This window comes from Streptomyces megasporus (assembly GCF_000718985.1).
Classification (GTDB): Bacteria; Actinomycetota; Actinomycetes; order Streptomycetales; family Streptomycetaceae; genus Streptomyces; species Streptomyces megasporus.
The window spans coordinates 50,762-75,554 of the sequence record NZ_JODL01000003.1; the positions used below are offsets into that span (position 1 = coordinate 50,762).

Annotated in this window: 20 protein-coding genes and 1 pseudogene; 17 read left to right on the forward strand and 4 right to left on the reverse strand. The window is 73.0% G+C overall.

What is annotated here, in order from left to right; translation table 11 throughout:
- Positions 1-21 precede the first annotated feature (21 nt).
- Positions 22-432 carry a DUF3040 domain-containing protein gene (locus IF47_RS0103785; RefSeq protein ID WP_031506594.1) on the forward strand — a complete coding sequence of 137 codons (411 nt, stop codon included), beginning with the start codon at positions 22-24 and terminating at the stop codon, positions 430-432.
- 182 nt (positions 433-614) lie between these two features.
- On the opposite strand, the gene IF47_RS0103790 is transcribed toward IF47_RS0103785, so the two are convergent.
- The 4 genes from IF47_RS0103790 to IF47_RS0103805 form a co-directional block, all read right to left on the reverse strand.
- A complete protein-coding gene (locus IF47_RS0103790; protein ID WP_031506596.1) occupies positions 615-3,116 on the reverse strand; it encodes a transglutaminase TgpA family protein in 2,502 nt (833 codons plus the stop codon).
- 34 nt (positions 3,117-3,150) lie between these two features.
- Positions 3,151-4,494: a DUF58 domain-containing protein gene (locus IF47_RS0103795; protein ID WP_031506597.1), complete on the reverse strand. Its 1,344-nt coding sequence runs from the start codon at positions 4,492-4,494 to the stop codon at positions 3,151-3,153.
- The gene (locus IF47_RS0103800) at positions 4,494-5,519 is read right to left on the reverse strand and encodes an AAA family ATPase (RefSeq protein WP_031506599.1); all 1,026 of its coding nucleotides are present in this window, start codon (positions 5,517-5,519) and stop codon (positions 4,494-4,496) included. Before IF47_RS0103800 ends, IF47_RS0103795 begins: the two co-directional genes overlap by 1 nt.
- Positions 5,520-5,682: 163 nt before the next feature.
- The gene (locus IF47_RS0103805; protein ID WP_031506601.1) at positions 5,683-6,213 is read right to left on the reverse strand and encodes a beta-class carbonic anhydrase; all 531 of its coding nucleotides are present in this window, start codon (positions 6,211-6,213) and stop codon (positions 5,683-5,685) included.
- Positions 6,214-6,618: 405 nt separating this feature from the next.
- On the opposite strand from IF47_RS0103805, the gene rsmH reads away from it, so the two are divergent.
- The 16 genes and pseudogenes from rsmH (at position 6,619) to IF47_RS0103885 (ending at position 24,705) form a co-directional block, all read left to right on the forward strand.
- Positions 6,619-7,575 (forward strand): 16S rRNA (cytosine(1402)-N(4))-methyltransferase RsmH, encoded by a 957-nt coding sequence (gene rsmH, locus IF47_RS0103810; RefSeq protein WP_031506602.1) that lies wholly within the window; start codon positions 6,619-6,621, stop codon positions 7,573-7,575.
- Between the two features lie 119 nt (positions 7,576-7,694).
- Positions 7,695-8,048 carry a cell division protein FtsL gene (ftsL, locus tag IF47_RS0103815; protein WP_245640984.1) on the forward strand — a complete coding sequence of 118 codons (354 nt, stop codon included), beginning with the start codon at positions 7,695-7,697 and terminating at the stop codon, positions 8,046-8,048.
- On the forward strand, positions 8,045-9,949 hold the full coding sequence (locus IF47_RS0103820; protein ID WP_051716951.1) for a peptidoglycan D,D-transpeptidase FtsI family protein: 1,905 nt from the start codon (positions 8,045-8,047) through the stop codon (positions 9,947-9,949). Before ftsL ends, IF47_RS0103820 begins: the two co-directional genes overlap by 4 nt.
- 25 nt (positions 9,950-9,974) lie before the next feature.
- Complete coding sequence (locus tag IF47_RS0103825; RefSeq protein ID WP_051716953.1) at positions 9,975-11,681, forward strand: UDP-N-acetylmuramoyl-L-alanyl-D-glutamate--2,6-diaminopimelate ligase; 1,707 nt, start codon at positions 9,975-9,977, stop codon at positions 11,679-11,681.
- The gene (locus IF47_RS0103830; protein WP_031506606.1) at positions 11,678-13,087 is read left to right on the forward strand and encodes a UDP-N-acetylmuramoyl-tripeptide--D-alanyl-D-alanine ligase; all 1,410 of its coding nucleotides are present in this window, start codon (positions 11,678-11,680) and stop codon (positions 13,085-13,087) included. The genes IF47_RS0103825 and IF47_RS0103830 overlap by 4 nt, the downstream gene beginning before the upstream one ends.
- Complete coding sequence (gene mraY, locus IF47_RS0103835; RefSeq protein ID WP_031506608.1) at positions 13,087-14,145, forward strand: phospho-N-acetylmuramoyl-pentapeptide-transferase; 1,059 nt, start codon at positions 13,087-13,089, stop codon at positions 14,143-14,145. The genes IF47_RS0103830 and mraY overlap by 1 nt, the downstream gene beginning before the upstream one ends.
- On the forward strand, positions 14,142-15,584 hold the full coding sequence (gene murD, locus IF47_RS0103840; protein ID WP_031506609.1) for a UDP-N-acetylmuramoyl-L-alanine--D-glutamate ligase: 1,443 nt from the start codon (positions 14,142-14,144) through the stop codon (positions 15,582-15,584). The genes mraY and murD overlap by 4 nt, the downstream gene beginning before the upstream one ends.
- A gap of 263 nt (positions 15,585-15,847) precedes the next feature.
- Complete coding sequence (ftsW, locus tag IF47_RS0103845; protein WP_425423549.1) at positions 15,848-17,320, forward strand: putative lipid II flippase FtsW; 1,473 nt, start codon at positions 15,848-15,850, stop codon at positions 17,318-17,320.
- A 6-nt stretch (positions 17,321-17,326) separates the two neighbouring features.
- On the forward strand, positions 17,327-18,421 hold the full coding sequence (gene murG / locus IF47_RS0103850) for an undecaprenyldiphospho-muramoylpentapeptide beta-N-acetylglucosaminyltransferase (protein WP_031506612.1): 1,095 nt from the start codon (positions 17,327-17,329) through the stop codon (positions 18,419-18,421).
- A gap of 27 nt (positions 18,422-18,448) precedes the next feature.
- Positions 18,449-19,288 carry a cell division protein FtsQ/DivIB gene (locus IF47_RS0103855; protein WP_031506614.1) on the forward strand — a complete coding sequence of 280 codons (840 nt, stop codon included), beginning with the start codon at positions 18,449-18,451 and terminating at the stop codon, positions 19,286-19,288.
- Between the two features lie 275 nt (positions 19,289-19,563).
- A complete protein-coding gene (ftsZ, locus tag IF47_RS0103860; RefSeq protein ID WP_031506616.1) occupies positions 19,564-20,805 on the forward strand; it encodes a cell division protein FtsZ in 1,242 nt (413 codons plus the stop codon).
- Between the two features lie 12 nt (positions 20,806-20,817).
- Positions 20,818-21,543, forward strand: a pseudogene (gene pgeF / locus IF47_RS0103865) (peptidoglycan editing factor PgeF); the annotation flags it as partial.
- Positions 21,544-21,658: 115 nt separating this feature from the next.
- Positions 21,659-22,378, forward strand: a complete 720-nt coding sequence (locus tag IF47_RS0103870; RefSeq protein WP_031506618.1) for a YggS family pyridoxal phosphate-dependent enzyme — start codon at positions 21,659-21,661, stop codon at positions 22,376-22,378.
- A 184-nt stretch (positions 22,379-22,562) separates the two neighbouring features.
- The gene (locus IF47_RS0103875; RefSeq protein WP_031506619.1) at positions 22,563-23,207 is read left to right on the forward strand and encodes a cell division protein SepF; all 645 of its coding nucleotides are present in this window, start codon (positions 22,563-22,565) and stop codon (positions 23,205-23,207) included.
- A 70-nt stretch (positions 23,208-23,277) separates the two neighbouring features.
- Positions 23,278-23,562 carry a YggT family protein gene (locus IF47_RS0103880; RefSeq protein WP_031506621.1) on the forward strand — a complete coding sequence of 95 codons (285 nt, stop codon included), beginning with the start codon at positions 23,278-23,280 and terminating at the stop codon, positions 23,560-23,562.
- Positions 23,563-23,610: 48 nt separating this feature from the next.
- Entirely contained in the window at positions 23,611-24,705 is a 1,095-nt protein-coding gene (locus IF47_RS0103885) for a DivIVA domain-containing protein (protein WP_031506622.1), read from the forward strand.
- The last annotated feature ends 88 nt before the right edge of the window (positions 24,706-24,793 follow it).

A 24,793-nucleotide genomic window follows, 5' to 3' on the forward strand; every position in this document is an offset into this window, starting at 1 on the left:
ACCGACGAGTAGGAGGACTCCGTGCCGCTCTCTGAGCACGAGCAGCGCATGCTCGAGCAAATGGAGCGAGCGCTGTACGCCGAAGACCCCAAGTTCGCGACAGCGCTCGAGGGAGGCGAGCTGCGTACGTACACCCGGCGACGGGTGTACCAGGCGGTCGCGGGCTTTCTGGTGGGCGTCGCGCTCCTCATGGCCGGTATGGTCGCGCAACAGGTCGTCGTCAGCGTGCTGGGCTTCCTCGTCATGCTCGGCTGCGCGGTGCTCGCGGTGACCGGTTGGCGCAAGGCGCCCAAGCCCGGTGAACACCCCGTCCCCGAGGATCGGGGCCACCACGGTGGACGACCACATCTCCGCAGGCAGGCACGTCCGCGCCGTTCGATGATGAACCGCATCGAGGAGCGCTGGCAGCGCCGCCGGGACGAACAGCAGTAACTCTCCGTGCCGAGGGTGCCACCGAGGTGGCGCGCGGCTCGCGACTCGGAGGTCACGGCCGGGCTCTCGGCGACGGAGGAAGAGAACGTGACGGGTGAGGGGCCACCGATCCACCGGTGGCCCCTCACCCGTGTCGTCCGTGCCGTCCCCGGCAGGGGCGCCCCGCTCACCCGCCCCGTCGCTCACGCCCGCTGCCGTGGCGGGCGGAGCCGCGAGGTCACCCGTCGCACCGCCCCGCTCCACCGCTCGTCCATCGCCGACCAGCGCTGTGACACCGCCCACAGCAGGCGCACGGACGACCGCGGCAGCAGCAGGGCCCGCAGCCGCTCCCCACGTCCGGCCGCCGCGTGGAGTCCCGCCCGCACACGGCGGACGTCCTCGGCCGCTCCCGGAACCGGCCGGGGCTCGGGGGCGTACAGGGCCTGCTCGACCCTCGTGGCCAGCCGGTGCGCCGCCTCGGCCGCCTCCCCCTCCAGCCTCCCGAGCCGCACCATGCGCTCCGCGGCCATCCGGGGAGTGGCGGACTCCTCCGGGAGGACGCCGTAGTCCCAGGCGGAGTCGATCGTCTCCTGCCAGGCGGCGAGCACACGGGCGCCCCGGCCGCGCTCCCCGGCCCCCCGTCGGCCGGCCGGCGCGGCCGGGGCGACGGGGACGGCGCCGCCGCCCTCCTCGCCGGGCGCCCGAGCGTCGTCCGCCCCGTCCGCACCGCCCAGACGTCGGGCCCTGACCGTGTTCCGCCACAGCAGGGGCAGCGCCAGGAGACCCAGCACCGGCACGGCCGTCGCCACCACCGGCAGGACCGTCCTCACCACCGCCCACAGCGCGTCCGCGAAGGAGTCGTCGGTGGGCTCGCCCTCCTCGGGGAGGACCGCCCCACAGCCCTCCGGGTCGTTCCCGGCCACGGCGCACTCGTCGGTCCGCGACGGCCCGGGGGTCGGCTCGATGAAGTCGCTCGGCGGCGGGGCCGGGGCGTCCGACCGGTCGGGGGAGGGCAGGTCGGGCCGGGTGTAGTCCGGGGCGTTCCCACGGCTGGGCGTGGGCTCGAAGCGGGTCCAGCCCACGCCCTCGAAGTACAGCTCCGGCCAGGCGTGCGCGTCCTGCAGGCCCACCGTCATCCCGCCGTCGCCGTCCGAGACGCCCGGTGTGAAGCCCACCGCGACCCGCGCCGGAATGCCCAGGGTGCGGGCCATCGCGGCCATGGAGAAGGAGAAGTGGACGCAGAAGCCCTCCCGCTCCTCCAGGAAGCGGGCGATGGCCGCGCTGCCGCTGCCGGCCTTCACCCGGGTGTCGTAGCGGAAGCCCCCGTCGGTCGAGAACCAGTCCTGGAGCCGGACCGCGCGCTCGTAGTGGTTGTCGGCGCCCTTGGTGACCTCCCAGGCCCTCTCGGCCACGACGTCCGGCAGCGAGTCCGGCACCCTGGTGTACTCCTCCAACAGGTCCCGGGGAGGCTCGGGCGCGGCGGCCAGTTGCCGCGCGGTCGGCCGCACCACCAGGCTGTCCACCCGGTACCGCGCGCCCCGGGTGGTCTGCCCGCGGTCGCCGACGATCGTGCGGCCCTCCGGCTCGAAGCGCCACCGGCCGTCGATGCGCACCTCGTCGGCCGGGTACGGCATGGGGAGCCAGTTCTGGGCGTACCAGCCGGCGGCCCGGAACGAGGTGGCGACCCGCTCGGTGCGGACGGCCGGGGAGAGTCCGGGCGGGGACGGCAGCGGCGTCGGCAGGTTGGTGATCCGTCGCTCCGAGGGCTTCCAGGCGGTGCCGTCGAACTGGTCCAGCGCCACGATCCGCAGGTACAGCTCCGAGACGTCCTCGGCGTCGGTCCGGTACGTCAGGACCGTGCGGTTGTTTGGCTGGTTCAGGCTGTCCTGCAGCGCGACCAGCGGATTGACCGCCGAGACCGTGCCGCCGCCCCCTCCGGGCCCCCGTCCGCCGCGGGCGGGGTCCAGCAGCCCGCCGCTCAGGGAGGGGAGCGCGGCGGGCGCCACCAGGGCGATGCCCAGCGCCAGCGCGCCGATCCGCCGCCCGGTGCGCCCCGGAGCCGAGATCGGGCCGGCCGTCCCGGTGGATACGGGCCGGCCGCGAGGATCGGTGCCGGCGAACACCTGGCCCCACCGGGCCAGCCGGTCCCGGCCCTCCGCCAGGAGCAGCAGCAGGTAGCCCCCCGCCGCGCACAGGAACCACAGCCAGCGCGTCTCGCCCTGGGACAGCCCGGCCGCCACCGAGTACAGCGCCAGCAGCGGCAGCCCGGCCGGGGCCGCGCTGCGGCACGTCACCGCCAGCACGTCCACCAGCAGGCCGATGACGACCACGCCGCCCACCAGCAGCAGCCGGATGCCCTCGGTGACCGGGGCCGGGATCGCGAACCGTCCGACGTCGGCGGTCCCCTGCGCCAGCAGCGCGCCGAAGGCGTCGACGGCCGACGGGCCCGGGAGGAACCAGAACAGGGCGTCGTCCCGGACGAAGACGAAGGTGAGCAGCAGCAGCGACACCAGCGTCTGCGCCGCCGCCGGCACCGATCGGGCCGAGGTCGCCCGGCGGACCGCCACGCCCACCGCCGTCTGGACCCCCAAGAGGAGGGCGGCCTGCACGATCCAGCCCCCGGGGGTCACCAGGGGCAGCAGCGAGCACGCCGCCGCCAGGGTGGCCAACCAGGCACCGAACGCCAGCCGGACCCGTCCGTCCATCACCGTCCGCCCCTCGATCGCCGCTCCACCGCCATCACACCCTCCCCGGTGTGCCGCTGCCGGCCCGATCCGCCCGGCGCCACAGGTCGGGCAGCGCGTCCCCCGGCGTGTACGGCAGCACCGTCCACCCCGCCTCGCGCAGCGCCCGCCGCCGCGCCTCCTCGACGTCCGCCGCCCGGAGCCCGCGCGGGACGAAGGCCAACGCCCCGCGGGCGCGCCGCCGCATCCGGCCGGCCAGCGCCGTCTGTTCCTCGTCCAGGGCGCCGAGGAAGGCCACCAGCAGCCCCTCCCGCCCGGCTCCGGCGCCGCCGCCCAGCGCCTCGTGGGCCCGGGACAGCCCCGGCTCCCCCGAGGGATGCACCGTCGCGAGGGTGTCCAGGATCAGCCCGACGGTGTCCGAGACCCCCATGCCCGGGGCGTCGCCGTTCGGGCCGGGCACCGGGGTGCCGGCGTCGGTCAGCAGCCGTACCGCGGAACCGCGCTCCAGCAGGTGCGCGGCCACCGAGGCGGCCCCCGAGACCGCCCACTCGAACGCCGAGTCCGGTCCGGAGCCGGCCCAGGCCGCCCGGCGGGTGTCCAGCAGCACCGTGCAGTGGGGCTTGCGCGCCTGCTCCTCGCGGCGCACCATCAGCTCCCCGTGGCGGGCGGTGGAGCGCCAGTGCACCCGGCGCAGGTCGTCGCCGTGGCGGTAACCGCGCGGGATCACGTCGTCCTCGCCCGCCGTCGCCAGGGAACGCCGCCGCCCCTCGCCCCAGCCGCCGACCTCGCCGGGCAGACGTACCGGCGGCAGGGGCTCGATCCGGGGCACGACGGTGAGGGTGTCGTACGCGCTGAAGGAACGGGTCAACTCCACCATGCCGAAGGGGTCCGTCAGACGTAGCTGGAGCGGCCCCAGCGGATAGCGTCCGCGCAGGTCGGAGCGGACCCGGTAGGAGACCTCACGGCGCCCGCCCGGCTCCACCCGGTCCAGCACGAAGCGCGGGCGGGGCCCCAACAGGTAGGGGACCCGGTCCTGGAGCATCAGCAGACCGGTGGGCAGCCGCGAGACGTTGTCCAGCCGCAGATGCACCCGGGCCTCGTCGCGGACGGGCAACCGCGTGGGGGACAGCCGCCGCGAGGCCGCCACCCGGTGGCGGGTGCGGTGCAGCACGACCACGCACACCAGGGGCAGCACGGTCAGCAGGATCCCCACCCGCAGCAGGTCCCCCTGGCCCAGGAGGTAGGCGCAGGCCGTCGCGGCCACGCCCGCCGCCAGGAACGAGCGCCCACGGGTGGTGAGCCCACCGAGCGCGGCCCGCAGCGAACCCTGCCGCTCTCCGGGCGGCCGACCGGCCTCCCGTCCCGTGTCCCGGCCCGCGGCGCCGGGGCCGCCGTCCATCAGTACCCCCGCTGGGGCGGCCGACCGTACAGCGGAGGCCGTGAGGTCGCCTCCCGGTGGTTCGTGGCGGGCACCGGGACGTGCCGCAGGAGGTCGGCCACGATCTGCTCGGCGGTGCGCCCGTTCAGTTGGACCTGCGCGACGGGCAGCAGCCGGTGCGCCAGGACGGGGACGGCCAGCTCCCGCACGTCGTCGGGGAGGACGAAGTCCCGGCCGCCCAGCGCCGCCGCCGCCTTCGCCGCCCGCAGCAGGTGCAGGGTGGCCCGGGGGGAGGCGCCCAGCCGCAGCTCGGGGTGGTTGCGGGTGCCCGCCACCAGGTCCACCACGTAGCGGCGGACCGGCTCGGAGACGTGGACGCCGCGCACCGCCTCCACCAGCTTGGAGATCTCGTGCGCGTGCGCGACCGGCCGCAGGTCGTCCAGCGGGGAGACCCCGCCGTGCACGTCGAGCATCTGCAGCTCGGCCTCGGGGTTCGGGTAGCCGATCGACACCCGGGCCATGAAGCGGTCGCGCTGTGCCTCGGGCAGCGGGTAGGTGCCCTCCATCTCGACCGGGTTCTGGGTGGCCACCACCATGAACGGGTCGGGCAGCTCGTAGCTGTGCCCGTCGATGGTGACCTGCCGCTCCTCCATCGACTCCAGCAGCGCCGACTGGGTCTTGGGGGAGGCGCGGTTGATCTCGTCGCCGATCACGATCTGGGCGAAGATGGCGCCCGGCTTGAACTCGAACTCCTGCCGCTGCTGGTCGTAGACGCTCACCCCGGTGATGTCGGAGGGCAGCAGGTCGGGCGTGAACTGGATCCTGCGCACCGAGCAGTCGACGGACTTCGCCAGCGCCTTGGCGAGCATGGTCTTGCCCACCCCCGGCACGTCCTCGATCAGCAGGTGCCCCTCGGCGAGCAGGACGGTCAGCGAGAGCCGTACGACCTCCGGCTTGCCCTCGATCACGGTCTCCACCGACCGGCGCACCCGGTCCGCCGTGGCGGTCAGATCGCTGAGGTTCGCTCGTTCGTCATAGGTCGTCACCCGGCCCTCCTCGGCCCGTTTCACGGACCGGCCCCTTTCGTGGGCGACCGGCCCACCCCGAACAACCGGTTCCCCTCCACGGAATCCCACGGAGGAGACCCGTGGACAGTCCGTGGACAGGGAGCCGTCACTCACGCATTCTTCACGGACATCCGTTCTCGCGTCACGGTTCCGGGTCGATCGTGGGGTCGATCTCCCGCAGCAGTCCCGTGGTGACGTCGAAGACGAATCCCCGCACATCGTCGGTGTGCAACAGGAACGGAGAAGTACGTACCCGTTCCATCGACTGCCGCACGTCCTGCTCGGCGTCCTTGAACGCCTCGACCGCCCACGAGGGCCGCTGGCCGACCTCGTCCTCCAGCTCGTAGCGGAAGTCCTCGGTCAGGTTCAGCAGACCGCAGCCGGTGTGGTGGATGAGGACGACGGAACGGGTGCCCAGCGCCCGCTGGCTGATGGTCAGGGAGCGGATGACGTCGTCGGTGACCACGCCGCCGGCGTTGCGGATCGTGTGGCAGTCGCCGAGGTCGAGTCCGAGGGCGGCGTGCAGGTCGAGACGGGCGTCCATGCAGGCGACCACGGCGACCTTCAGCACCGGCCGGGCGTCCATCCCCGGGTCGATGAACTCGGAGGCGTAGCGCTTGTTGGCATCGACGAGACGGTCGATGACCGAGTCGTCACGGTGAGGCGGTGACATGGGTACGACCGTAACCGTCCCGTGCCCGCCCGTCCCGTCATCAGGGCGGGCAAAGTCGGTCAACACACTCCGGTGTGAGGTAACCCACACGCTCGGTGCGGGCTGCTCCGTCCGGAGGGAGCCGGTGGGGATTCGGAGGGGCGGCACACCGCCCGGGAGCGGCCGTGACGCGCCCGACCGGTTGATTGACCGGGGGGAGGCGTGGACTAAAGTGACGCGCAGTGGGAGTCGGGACACACCGCCGAGCTCCCTCGGAACCGACACTCGCGGCGCGCGTACGGCCGCGTACGGTCCGGCCTCCTCCCGCTCTCCGGCCGACCGGTGCCCCTTCCCCGGCGCCGGCCGCCGCCTTCCCCTTCGAGCGGGCGGGGACCAGGCCGTACGGACCCGCTCAAGGAGAGTCCAGTGAGCACCAACGAGCGGCACGTCCCGGTCATGCTCCGACGCTGCCTGGACCTGCTCGCCCCCGCCCTGGAGAAGCCCGGATCGACGGTCGTGGACTGCACCGTCGGGCTCGGCGGCCACAGCGAGGCCCTGCTGACCTCCTTCCCCGGCGTCCGTCTGATCGGCCTGGACCGCGACCCGGCCGCGCTGGAACTGGCCCGCGAGCGGCTGGCCCCCCACGGGGAGCGGGCCACGCTGGTGCACGCCGTCTACGACGAGCTTCCCGAGGTGCTCGCCCGACTGGGCACACCGCGCGTCCAGGGCGTCCTGTTCGACCTCGGCGTCTCCTCCATGCAGTTGGACGAGGCCGAACGAGGCTTCTCGTACGCCAGGGACGCCCCGCTGGACATGCGGATGGACCAGACGAGGGGCATCGGCGCCGCCGAGGTGCTCAACACCTACCCGCCCGGGGAACTGGTGCGCATCCTGCGCGCCTACGGCGAGGAGAAGCAGGCCAAGCGCATCGTCGCGGCGATCGTGCGGGAGCGCGAGAAGGAACCCTTCACCACCAGCGCCCGACTGGTGGACCTGATCCGCGAGGCGCTGCCCCAGGCCGCCAAGCGCACCGGGGGGAACCCCGCCAAGCGAACCTTCCAGGCGCTGCGCATCGAGGTCAACGGGGAGCTCGCCGTCCTGGAGCGGGCGGTGCCGGCGGCCGTCGCCGCGCTGGCCGTGGGCGGCCGGATCGCCGTCCTGTCGTACCACTCGCTGGAGGACCGCCTGGTCAAACAGGTCCTGACCGCGGGGGCGACGAGCACCGCGCCGCCCGGCCTGCCGGTGGTCCCCGAGCGCTACCAGCCTCGGCTGAGGTTGCTCACCCGAGGCGCCGAACTCCCGACCGAGGAGGAGATCGCCGAGAACCGCCGCGCCGCCCCCGCCCGGCTGCGCGGCGCCGAGCGCATCCGGGAGGAGCCCTGAAGGACACACCCAAGGCCGCCCCGAAGGCCACCCCGAGGAACGCACCGAGGAGCGCGCCGAAGAACGGGGCGGGCGCGACGCCGACCCCCCAGCAGCGGCTGGCGCGACTGGCGCGGCTGGTGCCCGCCGGTGACGCCCGCACGCCCGCCCGCACCCCCTTCGTGGTGCTGGTCGTGCTGCTGCTCGGCTCCGGACTGCTGACCCTGCTGCTGCTCAACTCCTCCGTCAACCAGGGCTCCTTCGAGCTCAGTGAACTGGAGAAGCGCACCAAGGAGCTGACCGACGAGGAGCAGGCCCTCGAACAGGAGCTGGACTCCTACTCCGCCCCCGGGTCCCTGGCCGAGCGGGCCCGCGAACTGGGCCTGGTGCCCGGCGGGAACCCCGTCTTCATCCTTCCGGACGGCACCGTCCGCGGCGTTCCCTCCCCGGCCCCCGGCGGGGAGAGCGGAACGGGAGAGGGGGTGGAGCCGTGAGCGGACGACCGCGCCGCGCCCCCGGCCCGCGCCCCGCGTCCCGCCCCGCCCGCGCCTCCGGCGCCGCCCGCCCGCCCCGACCGGGGCGGCAGGGGACGCTCCGACTGGGCAACCCCCGCCCCCGGCTGAGGCTGTTCGGCATCGTGCTCACCCTGGTGATGCTGGCCTTCACCGTGCGGCTGCTCCAGGTGCAGGCCGTGGACGCGAGCACCTACGCGAGCAAGGCCGACGTCAACCGCTACATCACCGTCCCGCTCGCCGCCGAGCGCGGCACGGTCACCGACCGCGACGGCGTCGCCCTGGCCACCACGGTCGACGCCTACGACATCACCGCCGACCCGTACCTGTTCACCCCCGAACAGGCGAAGGTCCCCGACGCGCCCGCCCAGGCGGCGGAGCTCCTCGCGCCCATCCTCGGCGTGGACGAGGAGACGCTCACCGAGCGCCTGTCCCACGCGGAGAGGCGCTACGTCGTCCTGGCCCGGCAGCAGTCCCCACAGGTCTGGCGGCAGATCACGGACCTCAAGCGGACGCTGGCCGGGAGCGGCCGCAACGTGCTGGCCGGGGTGTACTCCGAGGAGCACGCCAAGCGGGTGTACCCCAACCGGCGGCTCGCGGCCGGCGTCCTCGGCTTCGTCAACTCCGAGGGCGAGGGCCGCGGCGGTCTGGAGGCGAAGTACGAGAAGGTCCTGGCCGGACGGGACGGCACGATCACCTACGCCCAGTCCGGCGGCCGGCAGGTGCCCACCGCGGGGGAGCGGGAGCGGCCCGCGCAGCCCGGCTCCGACGTGGAGCTGACCCTCGACCGCGACATCCAGTGGGCCGCGCAGCGGGCCATCGAGGAACAGGTCGAGAAGTCCCGGGCCGACCGCGGCTACGTGATCGTCCAGGACGTCCGCACCGGCGAGATCCTCGCCATGGCCAACGCCCCCGGCTACGACCCGGGCGACCTGTCGAAGGCCGACGCCTCCGCCCTGGGCAACCCCGCGGTCCAGGACGCCTACGAGCCGGGCTCCACCAGCAAGGTGATGTCCATGGCCGCGGTCCTGGAGGAGGGCGCGGCCGATCCCGACACCCATGTGGTGGTGCCCAACAGGCTGCCGCGTGCCGACCGCAGCTTCGCGGACGACGTGGACCACCCCACCTGGTACCTCACCCTCAACGGGGTGCTCGCCAAGTCCAGCAACATCGGCACGATCCTGGCCGTCGAACAGTTGGGAGACACCCAGAAGGAGGTCAACCGGGTGCTCCACTCCTACCTGCGGAAGTTCGGCATAGGGCGGAAGACCGGGCTCGACTTCCCCGGCGAGACCCCCGGCATCCTCGCCGAGCCCGAGGAGTGGAACGCCTCGCAGCAGTACACCATCCCCTTCGGGCAGGGCCTGTCCATCAACGCCGTCCAGGCGGCCTCGGTCTACTCCACCATCGCCAACGGCGGCGTGCGCGTCGAACCGAGCCTGGTGCGCGGCACCACCGGCCCCGACGGGGCCTGGACCCCCGCGCCGAAGCCGAAGCGGAACCGCGTCGTCAGCGAGAAGACCGCCAGGACGCTGGCGACGATGCTGGAGTCCGTGGTGGACGACTGGGAGGGCACCGGCACCACCGCGCGGATTCCCGGCTACCGGGTGGCGGGCAAGACCGGCACGGCCAACCGGGTGGACCCCGACACCGGCCGCTACAACGGCTACACCTCCTCCTTCGCGGGGTTCGCCCCCGCCGACACCCCCCGCGTCACCGTCTACTGCGCCGTACAGAACCCCAGACAGGGCAGTTACTTCGGCAGCCAGGTGTGCGGGCCGGTGTACCAGGAGGTCATGAAGTACACGCTCAAGGCCCTCCGAATCCCCCCCACCGGAACCGAGCCACCCCGCCTGCCCGTCACCTTCGAGCCCGGAGACTGACCGGAGAACGACCGGAAAGCGACCCGTGAGAACCAACACCGATCCCCCGTGGAACCGCTTCGACACCGCCGACGGCCAGCCCGGAGCCCCGGGCCCCTCGCTTCGCGACGGGCCCGGAGCGCCGGGTACGCTCACCGCCGTGCCAGAAGCTGATCAGACCCCATCCCTCCCCCCGGCTCCACCCCGCCCGGAGCGGGTCCGTCCCGTGCCGCTGGCGGAGCTGGCCCGGCGGCTGGGTGTCGCGGCCCCCGAAGGCGACGCGGCCGCCACCGGCATCACCCACGACTCCCGGGCCGTGCGTCCCGGCGACGTCTACATCGCGCGCCCCGGCGCCCGCTTCCACGGCGCCGACTTCGCCGTCCAGGCGGCCCGGCTGGGCGCCGTCGCCGTGCTCACCGACCCGACGGGCACCGAGCGGGCAGCCGCCACCGGCCTGCCCGTGCTGACCGTCCCGGACCCGCGCGAGCGGATGGGCGAGCTGGCCGCCGTCATCTACGGCGACCCCGGCCGGGACCTGCTGCAGATCGGCATCACCGGCACCTCCGGCAAGACCACCACCTCCTACCTCGTCGAGGGCGGACTGCGCGCGGCGGCGAAGGAGGGGGAGCCGACCGGACTGATCGGCACGGTCGAGACCCGCATCGGCGACGAGCGGATCAAGTCCGAGCGCACCACCCCCGAGGCCACCGAGCTCCAGGCGCTGTTCGCGGTGATGCGCGAACGCGGGGTCCGCTCGACGGTCATGGAGGTCTCCAGCCACGCGCTGGTGCTCGGCCGCGTCGACGGCTGCGTCTTCGACGTCGCCGTCTTCAACAACCTCAGCCCCGAGCACCTCGACTTCCACCCGGACATGGAGGACTACTTCCGGGCGAAGGCGCAATTGTTCACCAAGGCCCGCTCCCGCGTCGGCGTGATCAACATCGACGACGAGCACGGACAGCGGCTGGCCGGCGGTGTCTGCGAGGTCCCGGTCGTCACCTTCTCCGCCGAGGGCCACCCCGACGCCGACTGGCGCGCGCGGGACGTGGAACTCGGCCCGCTGGGCTCCACCTTCACCGTGGTCGGACCGGACGGCGAGACGGCACGGGCCGTCGCGCCGCTGCCCGGCCCGTTCAACGTCGCCAACGCGCTCGCGGCCGTCGCCACCCTGGTGACCGCCGGAATCGACCTGCGGACCGCGGTCGAGGGCGTCGCCGCGGTGCCCGGCGTGCCCGGCCGTCTGGAGCGCGTGGAGGCCGGCCAGCCGTACCTGGCCGTCGTGGACTACGCCCACAAGCCCGACGCCGTGGACTCCGTGCTGCGCGCCCTGCGCAAGGTCACCGAGGGCCGGGTGCACGCGGTGCTCGGCTGCGGAGGCGACCGCGACCCGCACAAACGGGCCGCCATGGGCGCGGCGCTGGCCAGGCTGGCCGACACCGCCGTCCTGACCTCCGACAACCCCCGTTCGGAGGACCCCCTGGCCATCCTCGCCGCGATGCTCGCGGGCGCCGCCGAGGTCCCGATCCACGAGCGCGGCACCGTGCTGGTGGAGGAGGACCGGGCCGCCGCCATCGCCGCCGCCGTCGCCCGCGCCGAGCCCGGGGACACCGTCCTGGTGGCCGGCAAGGGCCACGAGCAGGGCCAGGACATCGCCGGCGTGGTACGCCCCTTCGACGACCGTCGGGTGCTCCGCGAGGCCATCGAGCGCCGCTTGGCCGGCGAGCGCCGGGACACCGGGGAGAACACGGCATGATCCCGCTGACCCTCGCAGAGATCGCGGACGTCGTCTCCGGCCGCGCCCACGACATACCGGACCCGACGGCGACCGTCACCGGCCCCGTGGTCAAGGACTCCCGAGAGGTGCGCCCCGGCGCGCTGTTCGTGGCGTTCGCCGGCGCACGGGCGGACGGCCACGACTTCGCCGAACGGGCCGTGGCCGACGGAGCGGTGGCCGTACTGGCCTCCCGCCCCGTCGAGGCCCCCGCGATCGTCGTGGACGACGTGGAGGCGGCCCTGGGCGCCCTGGCACGCCACGTCGTGGCGCGGCTGGGCGCCACCGTCGTCGCCCTCACCGGCTCCGCCGGCAAGACCAGCACCAAGGACCTCATCGCCCAGCTCCTGCGGCGCCTGGGCCCCACCGTGTGGACGCCCGGCTCGCTCAACAACGAGATCGGCCTGCCGCTCACCGCGCTGAGCGCGGAGGAGGGCACCCGCCACCTCGTGCTGGAGATGGGCGCCCGGGGCATCGGCCACATCCGTTACCTCACCGAGCTGACCCCGCCGCGCATCGGCGTGGTCCTCAACGTCGGGTCCGCGCACATCGGCGAGTTCGGCGGCCGGGAGCAGATCGCCCGGGCCAAGGGCGAGCTGGTGGAGGCCCTTCCCCCGGCCGAGAAGGGCGGCGTCGCCGTCCTCAACGCCGACGACCCGCTGGTGCGTGCCATGCGGGCGCGCACCGACGCCCGCATCCTCTTCTTCGGCGAAGCGGCCGACGCTGACATCCGCGCCGAGAATGTCCGACTCACCCCGAAGGGGCAGCCCGCCTTCACCCTCCACACCCCCACCGGGTGCAGTGATGTGACCATGCGCCTGTACGGTGAGCACCACGTGTCGAACGCGCTCGCCGCGGCCGCCGTGGCCCACGAGTTGGGCATGCCTGTCGACGGGATCGCCTCGGCGCTCTCCGAGGCCGGCACGCTCTCCCGCTGGCGGATGGAGGTCACCGAGCGCTCGGACGGCGTGACCGTCGTCAACGACGCCTACAACGCGAACCCCGAGTCCATGCGGGCCGCGCTCCGCGCGCTCGCCGCCATGGGCGAGGGACGTCGCACGTGGGCGGTGCTCGGCGAGATGGCCGAGCTCGGCGAGGAATCGCTCGCCGAGCACGACGCGGTCGGACGGATGGCCGTCCGGCTCAACGTCAGCAAGCTCGTGGCGGTCGGCGGCCGGGAGGCCCGCTGGCTCGACATGGGCGCCAAGAACGAGGGTTCGTGGGGTGAGGAGTCGGTGCACGTGTCCGACGCTCAGGCGGCAATCGACCTGTTGCGCGATGAGCTGCGACCGGGGGATGTCGTACTGGTGAAGGCTTCCCGGGCGGCGGGCCTGGAGAAGGTGGCGCTCGCGCTGGTCGAGGGTAGGGGAGAGGTCGCCGGCCGATGATGAGGCAGATCCTCTTCTCCGGTGCCATCGGGCTCTTCCTGACCCTGATCGGCACCCCGCTGCTCATCAAGTTGCTGGCCCGCAAGGGCTATGGGCAGTACATCCGCGACGACGGCCCGCGGGACCACCACAGCAAGCGCGGCACCCCCACCATGGGTGGCATCGCCTTCATCCTGGCGACGCTGATCGCCTACGCGCTCACCAAGATCATCACCGGCAGTCAACCGTCGTTCTCCGGCGTGCTGGTGCTGTTCCTGATGGCGGGCATGGGCCTGGTCGGCTTCCTCGACGACTACATCAAGATCGTCAAGCAGCGGAGCCTGGGCCTGCGCGCCAAGGCCAAGATGCTCGGCCAGCTCATCGTCGGCGTTGCCTTCGCGATCCTCTCGCTCAACTTCGCCGACGCCCGCGGCCAGACCCCGGCGTCCACCAAGCTCTCCTTCATCCAGGACTTCGGCTGGTCGATCGGTCCGGTGCTCTTCGTGATCTGGGCGCTGTTCATGATCCTGGCGATGTCCAACGGCGTGAACCTCACCGACGGTCTCGACGGTCTGGCCACCGGCGCCTCGGTGATGGTCTTCGGCGCCTACACCTTCATCGGGGTGTGGCAGCACCAGGACTCCTGTGCCCTCACCGGCAGCCCGAGCTGCTTCGAGGTGCGCGACCCGCTCGACCTCGCGGTCGTCGCCTCCGCGCTGATGGGCGCCTGCTTCGGCTTCCTGTGGTGGAACACCTCGCCCGCCAAGATCTTCATGGGCGACACCGGGTCGCTCGCCCTGGGCGGCGCGCTGGCCGGTCTGGCCATCGTCTCCCGCACCGAGCTGCTGCTGGCCCTGCTCGGCGGACTGTTCGTCATCATCACCATGTCCGTGGTGATCCAGGTCGGTTCCTTCCGACTGACGGGCAAGCGGGTCTTCCGCATGGCGCCGCTCCAGCACCACTTCGAGCTCAAGGGCTGGAGCGAGGTGCTCGTGGTGGTCCGCTTCTGGATCATCCAGGGCATGTGCGTGATCGTCGGCATCGGCCTGTTCTACGCCGGCTGGGCGGCCGGGAAATGATCCAGGACCCCACCGGCGAGCTCGCCGGACGGCACGTCACCGTCGCCGGTCTGGGCGTCTCCGGGATCCCCGCGGCACGCGTACTGCGGGAACTGGGCGCCGAGGTGACGGTCGTCAACGACGGCGACGACGAGCGCTCCCGGCGGCAGGCGGCCGAACTGGAGGGACCGGGCGTCACGGTCCGGCTGGGCGACGGCGACACCCTGCCCGAGGGCACCTCACTGATCGTCACCGCCCCCGGCTGGCGGCCGGACAAGCCGCTGTTCACGGCGGCCGCTGAGGCCGGCGTGCCGGTCTGGGGCGACGTGGAGCTGGCCTGGCGGCTGCGCGGCCCCGGTGCCGCGCCCTGGCTGGCGGTCACCGGCACCAACGGCAAGACCACCACCGTGCGCATGCTCGCCTCCATCCTGGAGGCCGCCGGGCTGCGCACCGCCGCCGTCGGCAACATCGGCGTCTCGCTGCTGGACGCGGTCCTGGCGGACGAGCCGTACGACGTGCTCGCCGTGGAACTGTCCAGCTACCAGCTCCACTGGGCCCCGTCGGTGCGCCCCCACTCGGCCGTGGTGCTCAACGTGGCCCCCGACCACCTGGACTGGCACGGCTCGATGGAGGCGTACATCGCCGACAAGGGCCGCGTCTACGAGGGCAACGAGGTCGCGTGCGTGTACAACGTCGCCGACCCCGTCACCGAGGAACTGGTGCGCCGGGCCGACGTGGTGGAGGGCTGCCGGGCGATCGGCTTCACCCCGGGCGCCCCCGCTCCCTCCCAACTCGGCGTGGTGGAAGGGCTCCTGGTGGACCGTGCCTTCGTCGACAACCGGCACAGCCACGCCCAGGAGCTGGCCGAGGTCCGCGACGTCGACCCGCCCGTCCCGCACAACATCGCCAACGCCCTGGCCGCCGCCGCCCTCGCCCGCGCCTTCGGCGTGGAGCCGAGGGCGGTGCGGGACGGGCTGCGCGCCTTCCGGCCCGACCCCCACCGCATCGAACACGTCGCCGACGTGGACGGGGTGCGCTACGTTGACGACTCGAAGGCGACCAACACCCATGCCGCCGAGGCGTCCCTGGGCGCCTACGACCCGGTGGTGTGGATCGCCGGGGGTCTCGCCAAGGGCGCGAGCTTCGACGAGTTGGTGGCCAAGGCGGCGAAGCGGCTGCGCGCAGCCGTGCTGATCGGCGCCGACCGCGCCCTGATCCGCGAAGCGCTGGCGCGACACGCCCCGGATGTTCCGGTCGTCGACCTCGACCGGACCGACACTGGGGCCATGGCGGCGGCGGTCCACGAGGCCGCGCGGCTGGCCCGCCCCGGGGACACCGTCCTCATGGCACCGGCCTGCGCCTCGATGGACATGTTCACGAACTACCACGCGCGCGGCGAGGCCTTCGCCGCCGCCGTCCGCGATCTGGCCCCGGGCCGGTCCGCGGCGCAGGAGCGATAACCCGCCGGCCCCCGTGCCGGGCCGGCCGGCGTGGGGAGATCAGGAGGGGACGGACGATGACGGCCGAGCGACCCGTGCCGACCGCGCGCACGCGGGCGCGCGGCGCACCCGATCCGCACCAGGCGGCCGGGGCGTCCCGGACCGGAGGGACGGCTCCGGGCCCCGCCCCGCGCCGCGCGGGGGCGTGGGCCCGGTCGGTGGCCCTCGCCGCCCGCTCCCTCGCGCCCTTCGCGGACCGCGTCCGCGCCTCGGCCGCCGTCCTCGTGCCCGCGGGACCCGTCCCGGCGCCGGCGGGCGGTCCGCCCGTACCGGGACGGGCGCTGCGCGAGGCGCAGCGCTCTCCACGGCCCGGGACCCGTCCGGCTCGTCCGGCGGCGGCCCGCCCCCGACGTCCCGCCGCCCCCTCGGCCGCCCGCACGTCCCCCGCCCGGCCCGCCCCCCGCGCGCCGCGTCCCGCCCCGCGCGGTCCGCGTCGGGCGGTGGAGGGCGTGCGCCGCCTGTACCTGCGGGCGAAACGGGCCTGGGACCGGCCGCTGACCGCCTACTACGTGATCCTCGGCGGCAGCCTGCTGATCACCGCCCTCGGCCTGGTGATGGTCTTCTCGGCCTCGCAGATCAAGGCGCTGGGGTCCGGCCTGCCCTCCACGTACTTCTTCCGCAAGCAGCTCCTGGCCGCCGCCCTGGGCGCCCTGCTGATGCTGGCCGCCGCCCGCATGCCCCTCGCCCTCCTGCGCGGACTGGCGTATCCGGTGCTGGCAGGCTCGGTCTTCCTGCTCTGCCTGGTCCAGGTCCCCGGCATCGGGCAGGAGGTGAAGGGCAACCAGAACTGGCTCCACCTGGGCGGCCCGTTCCAACTCCAGCCCAGTGAGTTCGCCAAGCTCGCCCTGGTGCTGTGGGGCGCCGACCTGCTGGCCCGCAAGGGCGACAAACGGCTGCTCGTCCAGTGGAAGCACATGCTGGTGCCGCTCGTTCCGGTGACCTTCCTGCTGCTCGGCCTGATCATGCTGGGCCGGGACATGGGCACCGCGATCATCCTGGCGGCGATCCTGATCGGGCTGCTCTGGCTGGCCGGGGCGCCCCTGAGACTGTTCGCGGGGGTGCTGGCCCTCGTCGCCGTCATCGGGGCCGTCCTCATCGGGACCAACCCCAACCGGATGTCCCGCCTCGACTGCCTCGGCGCCACCGACCCCGGCCCGAACGACGCGTGCTGGCAGGCCGTGCACGGCATCTACGCCCTGGCCTCCGGCGGCTGGTTCGGTTCGGGGCTGGGCGACAGCATGGAGAAATGGGGACAACTGCCCGAACCGCACACCGACTTCATCTTCGCCGTGACCGGGGAGGAACTCGGCTTGACGGGGACGCTGTCGGTGCTCGCTCTTTTCGCGGCTCTAGGCTATGCGGGTATCCGCGTGGCCGGACGCACGGAGGACCCCTTCGTGAGGTACGCGGCGGGAGGCGTGACCACCTGGATCATGGCGCAGGCCGTGGTCAACATCGGCGCGGTGCTCGGACTGCTGCCGATCGCCGGTGTTCCGCTCCCGCTGTTCTCCTACGGAGGGTCCGCCCTGCTGCCGACGATGTTCGCCGTCGGGCTGCTGATCTCGTGCGCGAGAACGGAGCCCGCCGCGAAGGCGGCACTGGCCATGCGGCAGCCTGCTGTGAGAAAGAAGCCGGCTGGGGTGAGACGGAAGACGATGCGACGGAGCGCCACACGGCGCCCGTCCGGAGAGCGGTGAAATTCGGTGCATGTCGTACTCGCCGGTGGGGGGACCGCCGGCCACATCGAGCCCGCGCTCGCCCTCGCGGACGCCCTGCGCAAGCAGGACCCGACCGTGGGGATCACGGCACTCGGCACGGAACGCGGACTTGAGACCCGGCTCGTCCCGGAGCGCGGCTACGACCTGGAGCTGATCCCGGCCGTGCCGCTGCCGCGCAAACCCACCCCTGAGCTGATCACCGTGCCGGGGCGGCTGCGCGGCACCATCAAGGCCGCCGAGCAGGTCCTGGAGCGGACCAAGGCCGACTGCGTGGTCGGGTTCGGCGGCTATGTGGCGCTGCCCGGCTACCTGGCGGCCAAGCGGCTCGGGGTGCCGATCGTCGTCCACGAGGCCAATGCCCGGCCGGGCCTGGCCAACAAGATCGGCTCCCGCTACACCCGCTTCGTCGCCGTTTCCACGCCGGACAGCAAGCTGCGGCACGCCCGCTACGTCGGCATCCCGCTGCGCCGCTCCATCGCCACCCTGGACCGGGCGGCGACGCGCGCCGAGGCCCGGGCGGCGTTCGGGCTCGACCAGAACCTGCCCACCCTGCTGGTCACCGGCGGGTCCCAGGGAGCGCGGCGGCTGAACGAGGTCGTCCAGGCCATCGCCCCGACCCTCCAGCGGTCCGGCATCCAGATCCTCCACGCGGTCGGCCCCAAGAACGAGCTGCCGCAGGTGGACAACATGCCGGGAATGCCGCCGTACATCCCGGTGCCGTACCTGGACCGGATGGACCTCGCGTACGCCGCGGCCGACATGATGCTCTGCCGCGCGGGCGCGATGACGGTCGCCGAACTGTCCGCCGTCGGGCTTCCGGCCGCCTACGTCCCGCTGCCGATCGGCAACGGCGAGCAGCGGCTGAACGCCCAGCCGGTGGTCAAGGCGGGCGGCGGGCTGCTGGTCGACGACGCCGAACTGTCGCCGGAGTGGATCCAGGGCAACGTCCTGCCGGTGCTCACCGACCCGCACCGGCTGTACGACATGTCCCGCGCGGCCGCCGAGTTCGGCCGTCGTGACGCCGACGAACTGCTGGTCGGCATGGTGTACGAAGCGATCGCGGCACGCGGCCAGGGCTGACGGCCCGGGCGCGGGAGGGAAGGGAGCGTGGCCGGACGGACGACGACCGCCGAGCGCGGAGCCGGCGGCCCGAGGCGACCGGGGAGGGACGCCGGTCCGCCCCCGGCCGCCCGGCGGCCCCGGCCCGGGCGGCCGGACGACCGCCGGCGCCGCCGTCTGGTGCTGGCGCTCGCCCTCGGTCCCGCGCTGGTGCTCGGCGGCTTCGCCCTGTGGGTGCTCTACGGCTCCTCGTGGCTGAGGGTGGAGAGCGTCACGGTCGTCGGCGAGCGGGTCCTGACGGAGCGGCAGGTCCTGCGGGTCGCCGCCGTCCCGGTGGGCGACCCGCTCGTCTCGGTCGACCCCGAGGCGGTGGAGCGGCGCCTGCTGGCGGCGCTGCCCCGGATCGACACGGTGGAGGTCGCGCGGGACTGGCCGCACGGCATCGAGGTGCGGGTCGTCGAGCGCCGTCCCGTGGTCGTCATGGAGAAGGACACGCATGACCGCGAAGGTCGCGGGTACGTCGAGGTGGACGACGACGGGGTGCGGTTTGGCACGGTCGCCGAACGGCCCCGCGGCGTCCCCCTGCTCGTGGTGGACCTCTCCGACTCGCCCAGCCGCCACCGCTTCGGTGAGGAGCGGATGCGCCGGGAGGCCGTGAAGGTCGCCTCGGCGCTCCCCGACGGGGTGCGCCGGGACACCCGGACCGTGCGGGTCCGCTCCTACGACTCCATCACCCTGGAGCTGTCCGGCGGACGCACGGTGGTGTGGGGGAGCAGCGAGAGGAGTACCGCGAAGGCCGAATCGCTCACCCTGCTGACGAAGGCGGCGGACGGGGCGAAGAGGTTCGACGTGAGTGTTCCCAGCGCTCCGGCGGCGTCGGGGAGTTGACGTGCTCACACACGGCCAGCACCCTGGTTGGCTACCGCATCGCCTGATCACATAGGGTGAGAAGAAAAACGGGAGGTTCGGCGTGTTCGTTGAACGCGCACCGCATGTCGACCTAGTGTCCGTTCCAAAGAACCCGAGGAACGACAGACATTGGTAACCCTAAACTTCACCCTTAGGGTTCGGGTCGGCGTCCGGACCGTCCCACTCGGCATAGGTCGACGCACCGCAACCATCGTGGAGCGGCGACACGTAACTCGAGGCGAGAGGCCTTCGACGTGGCAGCACCGCAGAACTACCTCGCAGTCATCAAGGTCGTCGGTATCGGCGGCGGTGGCGTCAATGCCATCAACCGGATGATCGAGGTCGGTCTCAAGGGCGTCGAGTTCATCGCGATCAACACCGACGCACAGGCCCTGCTGATGAGCGACGCCGACGTCAAGCTCGACGTCGGTCGCGAGCTCACCCGCGGCCTCGGCGCCGGCGCCAACCCCGACGTGGGCCGGAAGGCCGCGGAGGATCACCGCGAGGAGATCGAGGAGGTCCTCAAGGGGGCCGACATGGTCTTCGTCACCGCGGGCGAGGGCGGCGGCACCGGCACCGGCGGCGCGCCCGTCGTCGCGAACATCGCACGCTCCCTCGGCGCCCTCACCATCGGCGTCGTCACCCGCCCCTTCACCTTCGAGGGCCGTCGCCGCGCCAACCAGGCCGAGGACGGCATCGCGGCCCTGCGCGACGAGGTGGACACCCTCATCGTCATCCCCAACGACCGGCTGCTGTCCATCTCGGACCGTCAGGTGAGCGTGCTCGACGCGTTCAAGTCCGCGGACCAGGTGCTGCTGTCCGGTGTGCAGGGCATCACCGACCTCATCACCACCCCCGGTCTGATCAACCTCGACTTCGCGGACGTCAAGTCCGTGATGTCCGAGGCCGGATCGGCGCTCATGGGCATCGGCTCGGCGCGCGGCGACGACCGCGCGGTGGCCGCCGCCGAGATGGCGATCTCCTCGCCGCTGCTGGAGGCGTCCATCGACGGCGCCCGCGGCGTCCTGCTCTCCATCTCCGGCGGCTCGGACCTGGGCCTGTTCGAGATCAACGAGGCCGCCCAGTTGGTCAGCGAGGCGGCGCACCCCGAGGCGAACATCATCTTCGGCGCGGTCATCGACGACGCCCTCGGCGACGAGGTCCGGGTCACCGTCATCGCGGCGGGCTTCGACGGCGGGCAGCCCCCGGCGAAGAACCGCGACAAGGTGCTCGGTTCCTACGGGAGCAAGGAGGAGAGCGCCACGGGCACGCGCCCGGCGCCCTCCGACATCGACCGCCCGTCCTTCGGCGGGCTCGGCTCCGTCACCCCGCGCGAGGACGAGCCGTCCCCCGTGTCCCCGCTGACCGACCCCTCGCCCGTCTTCGGCACGAGCGTCCCGGGGAGCGGCGAGACGGGCCCGCAGGTGCCCCCGGCCCGCCCGTACCCGACGGAGGGTCAGGCGGAGGAACTCGACGTGCCGGACTTCCTCAAGTAAGCACCACGTGACGTGATAGGGCAGCACGACCTCGTGAGCGGCGCGCACTTCGCCTTCACCGACCGGTGGGGCGGGGTGAGCGCCGCTCCGTATGACGAACTCAATCTCGGCGGCGCGGTCGGCGACGACCCCGGCGCCGTACGCGCCAACCGGGAACTGGCGGCGAAGGCGCTCGGTCTGGAGCCGGCCGCCGTGGTCTGGATGAACCAGGTGCACGGCCGTGACGTGGCCGTCGTCCGGGGGCCGTGGGAGGACGACGGCGCGTCGTGCGTGGACGCGATCGTCACCGACCGCCCCGGCCTGGCGCTCGCCGTCCTCACCGCCGACTGCGTCCCGGTCCTCCTCGCCGACCCCGTCGCCGGGGTCGCGGGGGCCGCGCACGCCGGGCGGCCCGGGCTGGTCGCCGGGGTGGTGCCGGCGGTGGTCGAGGAGATGGCGTCCCTGGGAGCCGACCCGACCCGGGTCGTCGCGCGCGTCGGCCCCTCGGTGTGCGGCGGCTGCTACGAGGTGCCGGAGCGGATGCGCGAGGAGGTCGCGGCCGTGGTGCCGGAGGCGTACGCCACCACGCGCCGGGGCACTCCGGCGGTCGACGTCGCGGCCGGGGTCCTGGCCCAACTCGCCCGGCTCGGCGTTCCGGAGCCGCCGCGCCCCACCGTGTGCACGCTGGAGTCGGACGACCACTATTCGTACCGACGGGAGAAGATCACCGGGCGGCTGGCGAGTTACGTCTGGCTGGACGGGGCAGACGGTTCGACGAACCCGGACGAGAGAGACGGATCGGGTGAGTCGGGCCGCACGGAAGACCGGACGGCGCCCGTGGACGGTGCCGGAGCGGCGGACGGGAAGAGTGGGAGTGACTGACCGCAAGGCCGAACTGGCCGCCAACCTCGCCCGAGTGGAGGAGCGCATCACCCGCGCTTGTGTCGCCGCGGGGCGCGCACGTGAGGACGTGACCCTGGTCGTCGTCACCAAGACCCACCCCGCCGACGACGTGCGCCTGCTGGCCGAACTCGGAGTGCGGCACGTGGCGGAGAACCGCGACCAGGAGGCGGCGCCCAAGGCCGCCGCCTGCGCGGACCTGCCGCTCACCTGGCACTTCGTGGGACAGCTACAGACGAACAAGGCCCGCTCCGTGGCCCGTTACGCCGACTTCGTGCACTCGGTGGACCGGCCCCGCCTGGTCACCGCGCTCTCCTCGGCGGCCGAGCGCGAGGGGCGGCGGATCGGCTGTCTGCTCCAGGTCGCGCTCGACCGGGAGTCGGGCGCCGCCGGGCAGCGCGGCGGCGTCGCGCCCGACGGGGTGGGGGAGTTGGCCGCCGAGTTGGACGCCGCTGTGGGGTTGTGGGCGGCGGGTGTGATGACGGTCGCACCTCTGTCCGGTCCGTACGCCGGGAGGCCGAGGGCCGCGTTCGACAGACTGAGGGAAATCTCAACCCGCCTGCGGGCGGACCATCCTGCTGCGAACATGATGTCAGCGGGCATGAGCGCGGACCTCGAAGAGGCGGTGGCGGCCGGTGCGACACATGTGCGCATCGGCAGTGCGGTACTCGGAGAGCGCCCCGGGCTCCGGTAACGTCGCCAAACAAGTCGGACCACAAAAGAAAATATGGTCATTTCCGCACCGAGCGGATGGCCGCGTGGATCCAAGGCCACCGGTGACGGAGCCTTGGGGCCTCCCCCGCCGGAGGCACCGGAGGCAGGTATGGGGCCTCCCCGCCGAAGGCAAGGGAACCACCACAGAGCGGAGGACGCAGAGAATGGCCGGCGCGATGCGCAAGATGGCGGTCTACCTCGGCCTCGTGGAGGACGATGGGTACGACGGCCCGGGGTTCGACCCCGATGACGAGTTCGAGCCCGAGCCGGAGCCCGAGAGGGACCGGCGTCATCAGGCACACCAGCCCCTGGGAGTCTCCACGGCGAAGACCGGCGCGGAACAGGAGCCCGAGGAGCCGGTGCGAGTCGTCCATCCTCCGGCTCGCCGGGAGAGGGAACAGACCCCCGCGATCGTCGCCGAAAGCGGCCGACACGGGAGAATCGCCCCCGTGGCATCCATCACATCCGAACGCCAGAACCTGGAGAAGAACGCGCCGGTGATCATGCCCAAGGTCGTGTCCGAGCGGGAGCCCTACCGGATCACCACACTCCATCCCCGGACGTACAACGAAGCCCGTACCATCGGGGAACACTTCCGCGAGGGCACCCCGGTGATCATGAATCTGACCGAGATGGACGACACGGACGCGAAGCGGCTCGTCGACTTCGCGGCCGGTCTGGTGTTCGGTCTCCATGGGAGCATCGAGCGGGTGACGCAGAAGGTCTTCCTGCTGTCTCCTGCTAACGTCGATGTCACGGCGGAGGACAAGGCCCGCATCGCAGAGGGCGGGTTCTTCAACCAGAGCTGAGAGTCAGTACGAACGGACAGCCCGGTCGGCAGGCGGCCGGACACGACCGAAGGGGAGAGGGAAGCGCACGATGGGCGTCGCACAGCAGGTGGTCCTCATTGCGCTGCAATGCTTCTTGGTCGTGCTGATCTTCCGCCTGGTGATGGACTACGTCTTCATGTTCGCCCGCTCATGGCAGCCCGGCAAGGCGATGGTGGTCGTCCTGGAGGCCACCTACACTGTCACTGATCCGCCACTCAAGCTACTGCGGCGATTCATACCGCCGCTGCGCTTCGGGGGCGTGGCGCTCGACCTGTCCTTCTTCGTACTGATGATCATCGTCTACATCCTGATCAGTGTCGTGGCCAGGCTGTGAGCGATACGGTCTTGCCGATATGCCGATGACTTACGTTGAGGTGAAGAGATGCCGCTGACCCCCGAGGACGTGCGGAACAAGCAGTTCACGACCGTCCGCCTGCGAGAGGGCTACGACGAGGACGAGGTCGATGCCTTCCTCGACGAGGTCGAGGCCGAGCTGACCCGGCTGCTCCGTGAGAACGAGGACCTGCGCGCCAAGCTGGCCGCGGCGACGCGAGCGGCCGCGCAGAACCAGCAGCAACAGCAGCAGGGCATGCGCAAACCGGAGCCCCAGGAGAGGCCCGGAGCCCCCGTACCCGCCGCCATATCAGGACCGCAGCCGGTCCCACCGGGGCAGATGGGCGGCCCGCCCCAGCTTCCCGGTGGTGCGCCGCAGCTGCCGGCAGGTCCCGGCGGGCACGGACCGCAGGGCGGTCCGCACGGGCCGCAGGGCGGCCCGCACGGTCCCGGGCCGATGGGCCCCGGACCGATGGGTCCCGGCCCGATGGGCGGCCAGGGCCCGGGTGGCGACAGCGCGGCCCGCGTGCTGTCGCTGGCGCAGCAGACCGCCGACCAGGCGATCGCCGAGGCCCGTTCCGAGGCCAACAAGATCGTCGGTGAGGCGCGCAGCCGCGCCGAGGGCCTGGAGCGGGACGCCCGCGCCAAGGCCGACGCCCTGGAGCGGGACGCGCAGGAGAAGCACCGTGTCGCGATGGGCTCGCTGGAGTCCGCCCGCGCCACGCTGGAGCGCAAGGTCGAGGACCTGCGCGGCTTCGAGCGCGAGTACCGCACCCGCCTGAAGTCGTACCTGGAGAGCCAGCTCCGCCAGTTGGAGAGCCAGGCCGACGACTCGCTGGCGCCGCCGCGCACCCCGGCGGCGGCCTCGCTGCCGCCGTCCCCGTCGATGGCCTCGGCCGGCGCCCCCGGCGGTCACCAGACGATGGGCGGCAACCAGTCCATGGGCGGCGGCCAGTCGATGGGCGGTCCCGGCGGTCCCGGCGGTCACACCCAGGGCGGTGGCCAGACCTACGGCGGACAGCAGCAGCAGATGTCCCCGGCCATGACCCAGCCGATGGCTCCCGTGCGACCGCAGGGGCCGCAGCCGATGCAGCAGGCGCCGTCGCCGATGCGCGGCTTCCTCATCGACGAGGACGACAACTGACGGGCGGCTGACGGACCGTCCCAGAGCGGCAGATCGGCATATCGAATACGGGCCGGGCCCGGGTCTTGGACCCGGGCCCGGCCCGTTG